The organism is Pedococcus sp., assembly GCF_036554925.1.
In the GTDB taxonomy this organism is placed as follows: domain Bacteria; phylum Actinomycetota; class Actinomycetes; order Actinomycetales; family Dermatophilaceae; genus Pedococcus_A.
In genome coordinates this window covers 1-12846 of sequence record NZ_DATBMI010000027.1, presented here as the reverse complement: position 1 = coordinate 12846, position 12846 = coordinate 1, and the positions used below count along the sequence as shown (strand labels likewise).

The 12846-nt window shown below is 73.7% G+C and carries 12 protein-coding genes and 1 pseudogene; 9 read left to right on the top strand and 4 right to left on the bottom strand.

What is annotated here, in order from left to right; translation table 11 throughout:
* A pseudogene (locus VIB11_RS01905) lies at positions 1–512 on the bottom strand (hypothetical protein); the annotation flags it as partial.
* A gap of 200 nt (positions 513–712) precedes the next feature.
* Positions 713–1213 carry a hypothetical protein gene (locus tag VIB11_RS01900; RefSeq protein WP_332027822.1) on the bottom strand — a complete coding sequence of 167 codons (501 nt, stop codon included), beginning with the start codon at positions 1211–1213 and terminating at the stop codon, positions 713–715.
* A 149-nt stretch (positions 1214–1362) separates the two neighbouring features.
* Here VIB11_RS01900 and VIB11_RS01895 point away from each other — a divergent pair, with 149 nt between their 5' ends.
* From VIB11_RS01895 to menD, 3 genes are read left to right on the top strand one after another with little or no spacing between them, the layout of a single operon-like run.
* On the top strand, positions 1363–1614 hold the full coding sequence (locus VIB11_RS01895; protein WP_332027820.1) for a hypothetical protein: 252 nt from the start codon (positions 1363–1365) through the stop codon (positions 1612–1614).
* Complete coding sequence (locus tag VIB11_RS01890) at positions 1614–2978, top strand: hypothetical protein (RefSeq protein WP_332027818.1); 1365 nt, start codon at positions 1614–1616, stop codon at positions 2976–2978. The genes VIB11_RS01895 and VIB11_RS01890 overlap by 1 nt, the downstream gene beginning before the upstream one ends.
* A 4-nt stretch (positions 2979–2982) precedes the next feature.
* A complete protein-coding gene (gene menD / locus VIB11_RS01885; protein ID WP_332027816.1) occupies positions 2983–4668 on the top strand; it encodes a 2-succinyl-5-enolpyruvyl-6-hydroxy-3-cyclohexene-1-carboxylic-acid synthase in 1686 nt (561 codons plus the stop codon).
* Between the two features lie 25 nt (positions 4669–4693).
* Here menD and VIB11_RS01880 read toward each other — a convergent pair whose 3' ends face one another.
* Positions 4694–5968 (bottom strand): GNAT family N-acetyltransferase, encoded by a 1275-nt coding sequence (locus VIB11_RS01880; RefSeq protein WP_332027814.1) that lies wholly within the window; start codon positions 5966–5968, stop codon positions 4694–4696.
* 95 nt (positions 5969–6063) lie between these two features.
* A complete protein-coding gene (locus tag VIB11_RS01875; protein WP_332027812.1) occupies positions 6064–7359 on the bottom strand; it encodes an isochorismate synthase in 1296 nt (431 codons plus the stop codon).
* A 71-nt stretch (positions 7360–7430) separates the two neighbouring features.
* Here VIB11_RS01875 and VIB11_RS01870 point away from each other — a divergent pair, with 71 nt between their 5' ends.
* From VIB11_RS01870 to VIB11_RS01845, 6 genes are all read left to right on the top strand, one after another.
* The gene (locus tag VIB11_RS01870; RefSeq protein ID WP_332027810.1) at positions 7431–8126 is read left to right on the top strand and encodes a demethylmenaquinone methyltransferase; all 696 of its coding nucleotides are present in this window, start codon (positions 7431–7433) and stop codon (positions 8124–8126) included.
* A 201-nt stretch (positions 8127–8327) separates the two neighbouring features.
* A complete protein-coding gene (locus VIB11_RS01865) occupies positions 8328–9650 on the top strand; it encodes a geranylgeranyl reductase family protein (protein ID WP_332027808.1) in 1323 nt (440 codons plus the stop codon).
* A gap of 100 nt (positions 9651–9750) precedes the next feature.
* A complete protein-coding gene (locus VIB11_RS01860) occupies positions 9751–10113 on the top strand; it encodes an NADH-quinone oxidoreductase subunit A (protein ID WP_332027806.1) in 363 nt (120 codons plus the stop codon).
* A gap of 34 nt (positions 10114–10147) precedes the next feature.
* Complete coding sequence (locus tag VIB11_RS01855; protein WP_332027804.1) at positions 10148–10789, top strand: NADH-quinone oxidoreductase subunit B family protein; 642 nt, start codon at positions 10148–10150, stop codon at positions 10787–10789.
* On the top strand, positions 10786–11712 hold the full coding sequence (locus VIB11_RS01850; RefSeq protein WP_332027802.1) for an NADH-quinone oxidoreductase subunit C: 927 nt from the start codon (positions 10786–10788) through the stop codon (positions 11710–11712). Before VIB11_RS01855 ends, VIB11_RS01850 begins: the two co-directional genes overlap by 4 nt.
* A 20-nt stretch (positions 11713–11732) precedes the next feature.
* Positions 11733–12846: NADH-quinone oxidoreductase subunit D (locus VIB11_RS01845; RefSeq protein ID WP_332027800.1), on the top strand; the 1114-nt coding region annotated here is incomplete at its 3' end.

Below are 12846 nucleotides of genomic sequence, written 5' to 3'. Positions count from 1 at the left end.
TCCAGGACGTGGGGGTCGGCGCCCTCGACGAGCAGCGGGCGGATCCTGTCGGCCTCGGAGACCACGGTCGCGGCGGAGCGCACCGGCAACCGGCCGGACTCGACCGCCTCCCGGACCGGGGCGTTGACCTGCTTGCCGAACGCGGTCGCGACCGCCCCCACGGTCCCGGCGCCCCCGGCGCGGGTGGAGGGGGCGTGGTGGCGCACCCACTGCGCCACGCTCATCGCCGCAGCCCCGCCGGAGGCCTCCCCCCGGTGCATCGCCTCGACCGTGACCGCGACCCGGGCCGCGTCACAGGCCATGCCCAGCGCGTCGACCTCACCGAGCAGCCCGGACAGCCCGTCCGCACCGCCACCGGAGGGCACCTGCCACAGGGCCGAGCGCAGCCCGGCCAGCGCCTCCCGGGCGCCGGCGACCTGGGCTCGGCGCTCCGCCAGGCTCGCGCCCGGTGCGCCGCCCGGGCCGGTGTCGCCCGTCCCGGCCTCCCGGTCCTCCTGCTGGTTTCCCTCCATGACCACCACCCTAGGAGAGGCCACCGACACCCCACCCCGCCACCGACGTGACGAAAACCGTTCGGGCGCAACGAAATCCGGCGGCATACCCGGCGGTGAGAGGCAACCCTTCGACCGCGCCCTGTGGACGACGCGACCCGACCGGAGCGGCCTGTGGAAGACCTCGCTGTGCACCGCCCGCTCTCGTGGTCGGCCCGGCCTCAGCCGTCTCCCGACCCGCCCCGTGGAGGGGCGCCACTGCGGGCGAGCCCCGCACCGGTCCACGCCTCGTCACCGGTCACGTCCCGCACGACGTCCAGCCACTCGGGGACGACGTCCGAGGGCTGGCCCCGGTCGTCGATCTCGGCGACCAGTGTGCCGTCCTCGTGCTCGTCGACCGCGACCAGCAGCCCGTCCCGGTGCACGAGGTGTCGACGCTTGCGCAGGCAGTGGGCCGGCAGGGCCGTCAGGAGGGCCCACTCGTCGTCGTCCAGGTAGAAGTTCGTGCAGGCCACCTCGCGGGGCCCTCCGTCGAGGCGCACCTTGTGGCCCAGCTTGCGCGTGACCGTCCCGTCGGCTTCTCGCACCTCGCGCAGGCGCAGGCGGGTTCCCTCCACGTAGCGGTCGTGGATGTCCCTCGTCGTGGTGACGCCCTCGGGAAGCCTCGTGAGCAGGTATCGACGCTCGCGCTCCACCACCGCGTACTTCAGTGAGACCGGCACGGGGCGAAGGCTAACCGCCCGGGACCGGGCCGGCCGCGCCCACCAGGGGCGGCTGCGCCTTGTCCACACCACCGCACCATGCCGCCCCGTGTTCCACAGGGGGGCGCAGGGGGCCCGACACGCAGGCCACCGCCGCCTACGTTCGACGGGTGCGAGGGGACGCCGAGGGGCTGAGGAGGACGGCGGTGGCGGTGCGGCTGCAGGGCGAGCGGCTCCGGCTGCTCGCGGTGCACGTGCGCGCCGTCGGTGATGTCCGGTGGCGCTCCCCGGCTGCCGACCTCTACCGGGCGCAGGTGGACGCCCGCGCCCACAGCCTCCAGCGGCAGGCAGAGGCGACCGACGAGGTTGCACGTCGGCTCGACGCCCTGGCGGAGTCGCTCCGGGGCAGTGAGGGGCCCTGATGGGCGTCGACGTCACCGGCGGTCCCGGTGGGGTCGGGGCCGCGTTGGAGGACCTGACGGCCGCCGCTGCCCGGCTCGGCGAGACGTCGGGGCGGGTCGCCGACGTCACGGGTGCGCTGCTGCGCGCCGGCGCCGCGCCCGAGCTGGTGACCGCCACGCCGGCTGCGCCCGTCGAGGTGGCGCGGGTCGTCGGCGAGCTCGCCGCCCTGACCGGTCTCACCGGCCTGCCCGCCGACTCCGCTGCGCTGCTCGCGCTGGCGGTGGGGGTGCGGTCGGCCGTCACGGCGTATGCCGCGGCCGAACAGGCGGCCGCGCTGCTCGTGGAGTCGGCCCAGGACACCGTCGTCCTCGCCCTGTCACGCCAGCCGGCCGGGCTCGTGGGCGCCGCGGTGGTCGCCCAGGGCGCTGGGCTCGACGTCGCGGAGGTCGTCGACCGGGTGGGGTTCGCCGCGCCGTGGCTGGCCGACCTCGCCGGTGGGGTCGAGGGGCTGGTCGCCGGGCCGCTCACACCCGCGGACTACGAGGACGGGCTGGGCCTGCTGGTCGCGGCCGGGTCGAGCCGTGGCTGGCTCACCGAGGCGGGACGCGGTCTGCGCGTCGACGCGGTCGGGGCAAGCGCCACGGGACCACCCCCGCGTGGTCTGGCCGACCTCGTCGCGACGCAGGCCGAGCTCGACAACCCGGGATCCGGGCCCGACCGGGTGCGCGTCCTCCAGGTCCCCCAACGTGATGGCTCCTCCACCTGGGTGGCCGTCATCCCCGGCACCCAGGCGTGGTCGCCGCGGGCCGGGGCGAACCCCTTCGACCTCACCAGCGACGTGCTGCTCCTTGCGCAGCGGCAGACCCTGCTCGCGGCAGGGGTCGAGCGTGCCCTCACCCTCGCCCAGCGGGACGCCGGCCGGGCCGGGCGCAGCGACCCCGTGATGCTCGCGGGGCACAGCCAGGGCGGGATCGTGGCCGCCGCGCTCGCCGCGGACGACGGCTTCCGGGCGCGACACCGGGTCACCCACGTGGTGACCACGGGGGCGCCGGTCGCACGCCTCGCCCTGCCGCCGACGGTGTCGGTCCTCTCGCTCGAGCACACCCAGGACGTGGTGCCACGGCTGGAGGGCAGGCCCAACGCCGACCGCCGCTCCCACGTCACGGTCACGCGGGACCTGCGAGGCGACCCGGTGGTGGCGGGTCGCGCCGCCGCGGCGCACTCGACCGCGGCCTACATCGCCACCGCCGAGCAGGCCGACCGCGCAGGATCGGCCTCGCTGTCCGCGTGGCGGGAGGGTGCCGCTGCCTTCCTCGGTGACGGGTCGTCTTCAGCGCAGGTGCGTGACTACCGCGTCTGGCGCGAGGAGGGGGTGGCACGATGACGCCGTGAACCCGTCGACCGCGCTGGCCACCGTTCTCGTCGACGAGCTGGTGCGGTGCGGCGTCCGCGAGGCAGTGCTGTGCCCGGGCTCCCGCTCGGCCCCGCTCGCCTACGCGCTCCAGGAAGCCGACCGGGCCGGGCGGCTGCGCCTGCACGTGCGGGTCGACGAGCGCTCGGCCGGCTTCCTCGCGCTGGGCCTGGCCAAGGTCACGCGGGTGCCCGCCGTCGTCGTGACCACGTCCGGGACCGCCGTCGCCAACCTGCACCCCGCGGTGCTCGAGGCCCACCACGGGCAGGTGCCCCTGCTGGTGCTCAGCGCCGACCGGCCGTCGGAGCTGCGCGGCACCGGAGCCAACCAGACCACGACCCAGCCCGGCCTGTTCGGCCAGGCCCTGCGGTGGTCGCAGGAGCTGGCTGCGCCGGAGCGCCGTCCCGGCCAGGCGCCGGCCTGGCGGTCGTCGGTCTGCCGTGCCGTCGCCGCCAGTCGCGGCCGCCCCGGCGGCGTGCCCGGCCCCGCGCACCTCAACGTGCCGCTGCGGGAGCCGCTGGTCCCGACGGGTGACGGCGGCTGGCCCGACGAGATCGGAGGCAGGGCCGACGGTGCACCGTGGGTGTGCGTCACCGCCGGCACTCCCGGGCCCGCGCGACCGGTCGACCCGGTGCCGCGCACCCTGGTCGTGGTCGGTGACCTGCCCGAGCCGGGGCAGGCCGAGGCGGCGGTCAGGTGGGCACACGAGAGCGGGTGGCCCGTGGTCGCCGAGCCGTTCGGTGCGGGGACCTCGGGGGTGGTCCCGCACGGACCGCTGCTGCTCGGGGTCGAGTCGTGGCTGGACCAGCACCTGCCCGAGCGCGTCGTCACCGTGGGGCGCCCGACGCTGGCCCGTCCGGTCGCGCGGCTGCTGCGCCGTGACGGCGTGCGGGTGGAGGCGGTCGCTGCCTCTCCCGACTGGACCGACCCCGGCCACGTCGTGACGGCGGTGCACGACCTGGGCGTCCTGCGCCACCCCGTGCCGTGCGGGGACCACGACTGGGCCGAAGCGTGGCACGATGCCGGTCGGACCGTGGCTGCGCAGGTCGAGAAGGAGGGGCTTCCGTGGCCGAGCGGTCTCGGCGTGGCCCGGGGCCTGCTGGAGGCCGTGCCTGCCGGGTCGCTGCTGTTCGTCGGGTCGTCCAACGCGGTGCGCGACCTCGACCTGTCCAGCGACCGCGCTGCCGCTGTCGCGGTGGTCGCCAACCGGGGCCTGGCCGGCATCGACGGCTGCGTCTCGACCGCCGTCGGACTCGCGCTCGCGGGGACCTCGCCCACCTATGCCCTGCTCGGCGACCTGACCTTCCTGCACGACTCCGGCGGCCTGCTGATCGGCCCCCACGAGCCGTCGCCCGACCTCACCCTCGTCGTGGTCAACGACGACGGCGGCGGCATCTTCACGCTGCTCGAGCCGGGCGAGCCCGAGCGTGCCGACGACTTCGAGCGCGTCTTCGGCACCCCCACGGGCACCGACCTCGCTGCGCTGTGCGCCGCCCACGGCGTGGCCCACGTGAGGGTGGCCGACCCGCAGGCGCTGGCCGACGCGGTCGCCCAGCCACCCCGGGGACCGAGGGTGGTCGAGGTGGAGATCGACCGCTCGGGCCACCGGGCCGCCCACGCCCACATGCGCCGGGTGGCCGCCGAGGCCCTCGCTGCCGGGTGAGCAGCCGTCCGGCGGGCCCCCCGTCCTAGAACGGGACCGCCGCCACCGGCTGCCGGTCAGTGGCCCACGCCGCCGACAGGGCGGCGACCGCCCCGGGAGTGACCTCCTCGACCTCACCCTGCGTCGCCAGCGCCCCGAAGGTGCGCAGCCCGGCGTACGCCGACCCCAGCGCCTGCACGGGCAGCCGCACGTCGGCCGGGTCGTCGGTGCGCTCGCACCCGGCGGCCGCGGCCGGGCCGTCGCACCGCAGCCTCCACCGTCCCTCGTTCCAGGGGCAGAACGGGTCGGCCACCTCCAGCACGACGTCGACCGGCACGGCGCAGCCACGCTGGGCCAGCGCGGCCTCGACGTCGACGAGGCGCAGCCACAGCGAGTCGTGCACCGTCGTGCCGACCGCCCTCGGCCCCCCGCCCCACCACAGCACTGGGTCGTCGAGGCTGCCGCACAGCAGCTGGACCGAAGCGATGAGGTCGACGTCGACGAGCCGTCGCGTCAGGGCCAGCAGCACCGCCGAGTCCTCCGCCGCCACCTCCACGCAGGTCAGGGTGCCGCGGGGGTGACCATGCTCCCAGTGCGGCTTGCGGTGGAACACCGCGTACCCGACCGCCTCACTCCCGCGCTCGGCGACCAGCACCTGCGAGGCCTCCTCGCCACGGCGCAGATCCGGCACGTCGCGCGCGATGTGCCGCGAGAGCCGCGGCGGCCTCACCACGCCGCCGAGGACCGACGCGGCCAGCCGTGCGTGCAGGCCGTGCAGGCGCTCGGCGACGCCCTCATCGGCGAGCGCGACCATCCGCGTGGTGAGCGAGTCGGCGGCGGTCGCGACCGCGTCGGGGGCCTGCAGGCGATGCCCCCGCGAGAGGCGCAGCACGGCCTCCAGCGAGGCGACGGCATACCCGAACCGCCCATAGATGGCGGACTCGGACGCGTGCAGCCCCGACAGGGCGATCCCCCGCGCGCGCAGGTCGTCGAAGTGATGCCGGACCATCTGGCTCAGCACGCCCCGCCGCCGCTGGTCGGGGTGCACAGCGACCCAGGCGAGGCCCGCCATCGGCACCGCGTGCAGCCCGCCCGCCGGCGCCGGAACTGTGACCGTCATGTCGTAGGACGCGTGGACCCCCGCGAAGGGTGGCCCGTCGGTGGTGGTGGCGGCCGCGCAGCGCCCGAGGTCGAGGGCGCCCATCGACTCCTCCCACGGCCTGGCCTCGAAGACGAAGGCCGCCGCCGCGACCGCGAGGAAGTCCGGCGCGACCTCCGCGGTGACGGGGACGATCCGGTATGCCGTGTGCTCGCCGCTCATGGGCCACGATCGTGCCGTGGCACGGTGCGCCGCGCCACCGGCTTTCCGAGTGGCCGTCCTGACGGGCGGGCGCAGGCGCTCGGGCGCCCGGGGAGTCAGGCTCCGGCGAGGGCGTCGCGCATCGGCACGAGCTTGGCGTCCGACTCGGCGACCTCGGACTCGGGGTCGGAGCCCGCGACGATGCCGCAGCCGGCGAAGAGCCGCAGCTGGGCAGGGTCGGCCTCGTCGTACGCGCCGCACCGCAGGGCGATGCCCCACTCGCCGTCGCCGGCCGCGTCCATCCAGCCGACGGGACCGGCGTAGCGGCCGCGGTCCATCTCCTCGAGCTCGGCGATGAGGCCGTCGGCCTCGGCCGTCGGCGTGCCACACACCGCCGCGGACGGGTGCAGGGACGACGCGAGCGCCAGGGACGTCGTGTCGTCATGGAGCACGCCCGCCACGTCGGTGGCGAGGTGCATGACGTTGCTCAGGTGCAGCACGAAGGGAGACTCGGGGACGTTCATCGAGGAGCAGTGCGGGCGCAGCGCGTCGGCGACGGAGCGTACGGCGTACTCGTGCTCCTCGAGGTCCTTCGAGGACCGCGCCAGCGAGGCCGCGAGGGCGAGGTCGTGCTCGTCGTCGCCGGTGCGGCGGATCGTGCCGGCGAGGACGCGCGAGGTGACCAGCCCCTTCTCGAGGCGCACCAGCATCTCCGGTGTCGCCCCGACGAGGCCGTCGACCGCGAACACCCAGGTGGTGTCGTAGCGCTCGGCCAGCCGCTGCAGCAGCCACCGCGGGTCGATGGCCTGCTGGGCCTGGGCGCGCAGGTCGCGGGCCAGGACGACCTTGTCGAGCTGGCCCGCGGTGATGCGCTCGACCGCCTCGGAGACCCGGCCGGCCCACTGCGCCGGCGAGAGGGCGCCGTCGGCGAAGGTCACCCGATCGGGTTCGCGCGGCGGCTCCTGGCCCACGACTGCGGGGGAGGCGGGTACCGAGGCGTCGGTGCCGACCGTGGTCAGCCACGTCCTCCCGTCTCGGCGGCCGACGACGACCTCGGGGACGACGAGCGTGGCCCCGGCAGGCGACGACGCGGCATACGACACCGAGCCGAAGGCGACGGGTCCGGTGCCCGCGAGCCCGACCTCGTCGCGGACCACCGCGCTGCCCACCACCTGGCGCCACCAGGCCTGCGCCCGCTCGAAGCGGTCGGGGCCGTGCGTGGTGAGCTCCAGGGCCCGCCCCCAGCCGACGAGGCCCTCGCCGCGACGCACCCAGCTCGAGACCGCCCGGGGGGCGCCCAGGTCGGGGACCAGCGACAGCAGGGGGGCGCCGGTGTCGAGCTCGACCGTGCGGGCGACGAGCGGGGTGCCGGTCGGTCGGGCCGCTGGCCTGGGTTCGGGCAGGGTGCTCATGTCGCCGGTCAGCCTACGGCGTGGCCGACCTCGTGTGCCGTGCAGGGCGGGCATCCGCGAGGATGGCCACCATGACCCGCGCCCGGCTGGACAAGGACCCGCACGACGTCGCCAGGATGTTCGACGACGTGGCCGGGAGGTACGACCTCACCAACGACGTGCTGTCCCTGGGGCAGGACCGGCTGTGGCGACGGGCCGTGGTGCGCGCCGTCGACGCCCAGCCGGGGGAGCGGGTCCTGGACATCGCCGCCGGCACCGGTACGTCGAGCGAGCCGTTCGCCGACCGGGGGGTCCACGTGGTGCCGGCGGACTTCTCGCTCGGGATGCTGCGGGTGGGCAACCAGCGCCGTCCCGACCTCGGCTTCACGGCTGCCGACGCCATGCGGCTGCCGTTCGCGGACGACTCCTTCGACGCCGTGACCATGTCGTTCGGCCTGCGCAACGTGGCCTCGGTGCCCGCTGCGCTCGCGGAGTTCCTGCGCGTGACCCGCCCCGGCGGCCGGCTCGTGGTCTGCGAGTTCAGCCAGCCGGTCAACGCGGGCTTCCGCAAGGTCTACACCGAGTACCTCATGCGCTCGCTGCCCTCGATCGCCCGCCGGGTGAGCTCCAACCCGGAGTCCTACGTCTACCTCGCGGAGTCGATCCAGGCCTGGCCGGCGCAGCGCGAGCTCGCCCAGACCGTGGCGTCCGCCGGCTGGTCACAGGTGGCCTGGCGCAACCTGACCGGTGGCATCGTCGCCCTCCACCGAGCGGTGAAGCCGGCGTGAGGATCGGCGTGCGGCGCAGCGAGCGCCGGACCGGAGCGGTGGCTGAGCGCGGGGGTGGGTACCTGGGAGTCACGGCGTCCTGACCGTTGCGCCGGACCACGGCCGGCAGGTTAGGGCTGCCTAAGTACGACGACGGTGTTCGGCGGGAATAGACTCGCCCGAGCAATTCGTGAACAGGTTCACAAGCGCAGTGAGGCAGGCGTGGGTCAGACCATCACCGACAGCGGATCCGTGGCGAGCGCCACCGAGACCGCCGATGTCATCGTCGTCGGCGCCGGCCCGGCCGGCTCGGCCGCGGCGGCCTACCTGGCCATGACCGGCCTCGACGTCCTCGTCCTGGAGAAGACGGCCTTTCCCCGCGAGAAGGTCTGCGGCGACGGCCTCACCCCGCGCGCGGTCAAGGAGCTCATCACCCTCGGGATCCCCACCCCCGAGGAGGACGGCTGGATCAGGAACCACGGCCTGCGCATCATCGGCGGCGGCATGCGGCTCTCCCTTCCGTGGCCGGACCTCGCGAGCTTCCCGCCCTACGGCCTGGTCCGCACCCGGCAGGACTTCGACGACATCCTCGCCAAGCACGCCGTCAAGCACGGCGCCCGGCTGCGCGAGTCGACCAACGTCACCGGGCCGCTCCTCGACGCGACGGGCCGCATCGTCGGTGTCACCGCCCGCGCGGTCGACGCGAAGGGCCGCTCCACCGGCCCCGAGCTGACCTACCGCGCACCCCTCGTCGTGGCGGCCGACGGCAACTCCTCGCGGCTGTCGCTGGCGATGAACCGGCCCAAGCGCGACGACCGCCCCATGGGGGTCGCCGTCCGCACCTACTACACGAGCCCGCGCCACGACGACGACTACCTCGAGTCCTGGCTCGAGCTGTGGAGCACCGACGACAGCGGCAAGCGGGTCCTGCTGCCCGGCTACGGCTGGATCTTCGGCGTGGGCGACGGCACCTCGAACGTCGGTCTCGGCATCCTCAACACGTCCTCCGCCTTCGGCAAGACCGACTACAAGGACGTCATGCGGCGCTGGGTCGCCACCATGCCGCAGGAGTGGACGTACAGCGACGAGACCATGGTCGGCCCGATCCGTGGCGCCGCCCTGCCGATGGGCTTCAACCGACAGCCGCACTACGACCGGGGTCTGCTCCTCGTCGGCGACGCGGGCGGAATGGTCAACCCCTTCAACGGCGAGGGCATCGCCTACGCCATGGAGTCCGGTCGCCTCGCCGCCGACGTCATCGCCCAGGCCTTCGCCCGCGGCACCGACGCCGGCCGCGAGCGGGTGCTGCAGTCCTACCCCGGAGTCATGAAGGACGCGCTGGGCGGGTACTACACACTCGGCCGCTACTTCGCGAAGATGATCGGCAATCCCGAGGTGATGCGCCTCGCCACGAAGTACGGGCTGCCGCGCACCACGCTGATGAAGTTCCTGCTCAAGGTCATGGCGAACCTGGCCGAACCGCACGGCGGCGACGCGAGCGACCGCCTGATCACTGCCCTGTCGAAGATGGCACCCGACGCATGACCGGGGGTGCGCTCAGTGACGTGGCCCATAGGATTGGGCCGCACCGCACGCATACGAGGCCTGTGAACGGCGAGATCAACGAAAGGGGAGCTGGGCGGCGATGACTGACCCCTACATCCCGCTGCTGTTCCTGCTGGCGATCGGCGGAGGCTTCGCGGTCTTCTCGGTCTTCGCGGCCGCCATCGCAGGACCCAAGCGCTACAACCGAGCCAAGCTCGACGCCTACGAGTGCGGCATCGAGCCGACGCCGCAGGCCGCGGGCGGTGGGCGCGTCCCGATCAAGTACTACCTGACGGCGATGCTCTTCATCATCTTCGACATCGAGTCGGTGTTCCTCTACCCCTTCGCGGTGGCCTTCAACCAGCTCGGGCTCTTCGCGCTGGTCGAGATGGTGCTGTTCATCGTCACCGTGTTCGTCGCCTACGCGTACGTGTGGCGCCGCGGCGGCCTCGAGTGGGACTGACGGGCGCAGGGCACGAGGACGTAAGGACATAGGCATGGGAATCGAAGAGAAGCTCCCCGCAGGCTTCGTGCTGACCACGGTCGAGCAGGTCGCGGGCTACATGCGCAAGAGCTCGGTCTGGCCGGCCACGTTCGGCCTCGCCTGCTGTGCCATCGAGATGATGGCCGTGGGCACCCCCGACTACGACATCGCCCGCTTCGGCATGGAGCGCTTCTCGGCGACGCCGAGGCAGGCCGACCTGATGATCGTCGCGGGCCGCGTGAGCCAGAAGATGGCGCCGGTGGTCCGGCAGGTCTACGACCAGATGCCCGAGCCCAAGTGGGTCATCTCCATGGGTGTCTGCGCCAGCTCCGGCGGCATGTTCAACAACTACGCGATCGTCCAGGGCGTCGACCACATCATCCCGGTCGACGTCTACCTGCCCGGCTGCCCGCCGCGGCCGGAGATGCTGCTCAACGCGATCCTCACGCTGCACGAGCAGATCCAGAACAGCAAGCTCGGCGTCAACCGTGTGGCGGCGGCCCGGGCGGCCGAGGAGGCCGCGCTCGCGGCCACACCCACCCACCAGATGACCGGCCTGCTGGCCCAGGGCGCCGGGAGCGCCCACACCCACGCCCACACCCACGCGGACGCCCACACGCTCGGACGCGACGCGGCCCGAGGTGGTGTGGCATGAGCGAGGAGAAGCAGGACATCCCCGCCACGGACCCGAAGCAGGCCACGGCCAACAGCAACATCGACGGCACCAAGGCCGCCGGCGCCGCCGCCGACCGGGGCGACGGCCCGGACCAGCCGGCCGCCGAGGTCGTCGGCGAGACCGTCAAGGCCGACGCCGTGGCCGAGCCCAGCGCCGCCGACGCGAGCGCGGAGGTCGCCGAGGGCGGCGACGCCGCGGAGCCGGACAACCTGCCGGCCGCCCCGGGCACCACCCCCGAGCCCGTCGTCATCGGCGAGCGCCACGGCATGTTCGGAGCCTCGGACGGCGGCGACACCTCCGGCTACGGCGGCCTGGTCACCAAGGTGCTCTTCCCGGCTGCGGCCGTCCGCCCCTACGGCTCCTACTTCGACGAGGTGGCCGACAGCCTGGAGCGCGGGCTGGTCGGGGGTGACGCCTCCTTCGGCGAGGCTGTCGAGCGCGTGGTCGTCGACCGCGGCGAGCTCACGCTCCACGTGCGCCGCGAGCACCTGCTGCCCGTCGCCCGCGTGCTCCGCGACGACCCCGCCCTGCGCTTCGAGATCTGCACCGGCGTCTCCGGGGTGCACTACCCCGCGGAGGCCGGGCGCGAGCTGCACGCGGTCTACCACTTCCTGTCGATCACCCACGGCGGGCGCCGTGTCCGGGTCGAGGTCTCCTGCCCCGCGGGTGACGCCCACATCCCGTCCATCGTCTCGATCTACCCGGCCAACGACTGGCACGAGCGCGAGACCTGGGACATGTTCGGGATCGAGTTCGACGGGCACCCGGCCCTGACCCGCATCCTCATGCCCGACGACTGGCCGGGCCACCCGCAGCGCAAGGACTACCCGCTCGGCGGCATCCCCGTCGAGTACAAGGGCGCCACCATCCCGCCGCCGGACCAGCGGAGGTCTTACACCTGATGTCCACCACCGAGCCCCCCATGGGCACCACCGACATCTACGCCACCTCGGGCGCCGACGCGGTCGACTCCGAGGGCGCCCACGTCTTCAACGCCGCCGGCGGGGACTGGGACCAGCTCGTCGACGAGGCCGCCGCCCTCCACGAGGAGCGCATCGTCGTCAACATGGGCCCGCAGCACCCGTCCACCCACGGCGTGCTCCGGCTCATCCTCGAGCTCGACGGCGAGACGGTCACCGAGACCCGGGCGGGAATCGGCTACCTGCACACCGGCATCGAGAAGAACATGGAGTTCCGCACCTGGACCCAGGGCGTGACCTTCTGCACCCGGATGGACTACCTCACGCCCTTCTTCAACGAGGCGGTGTTCTGCCTCGGCGTCGAGAGGCTTCTCGGGATCACCGAGCAGGTCCCGGAGCGTGCGAGCACGATCCGCGTGCTGCTGATGGAGCTCAACCGGATCACCTCCCACCTGGTCGCGCTCGCGACCGGCGGCATGGAGATGGGCGCCACGACCGTCATGACGGTCGGCTTCCGCGAGCGCGAGCGCATCCTCGCGATCTTCGAGATGATCACCGGCCTGCGCATGAACAACGCGTTCATCCGTCCCGGCGGCGTGGCCCAGGACCTCCCACCCGGCGCCATCGACAAGGTCCGCGACACGATCCCGCTGGTGCGCAAGGGTCTTGGCGAGCTCGAGCTGCTGCTCAACGAGAACCCGATCCTCAAGGGGCGCACCGTCGACGTCGGCTACCTCGACCTGACCGGCTGCATGGCCCTCGGCATCACCGGCCCGGTGCTGCGCTCGACCGGCCTGCCGCACGACCTGCGCAAGCTCGACCCGTACTGCGGCTACGAGACCTACGACTTCGAGGTCATCACCCGCACCGAGGCCGACGCCTACGCCCGCCTGCGGATCCGCATCGACGAGATGTACGAGTCGCTGAAGATCGCCGAGCAGTGCATCGACCGGCTCCAGGCCAAGCCCGGCCCGGTGATGGTGGCCGACAAGAAGATCGCCTGGCCGGCCCAGCTCGCCATCGGCGGCGACGGCATGGGCAACAGCCTCGATCACATCCGCGAGATCATGGGCACCTCGATGGAGTCCCTCATCCACCACTTCAAGCTCGTCACCG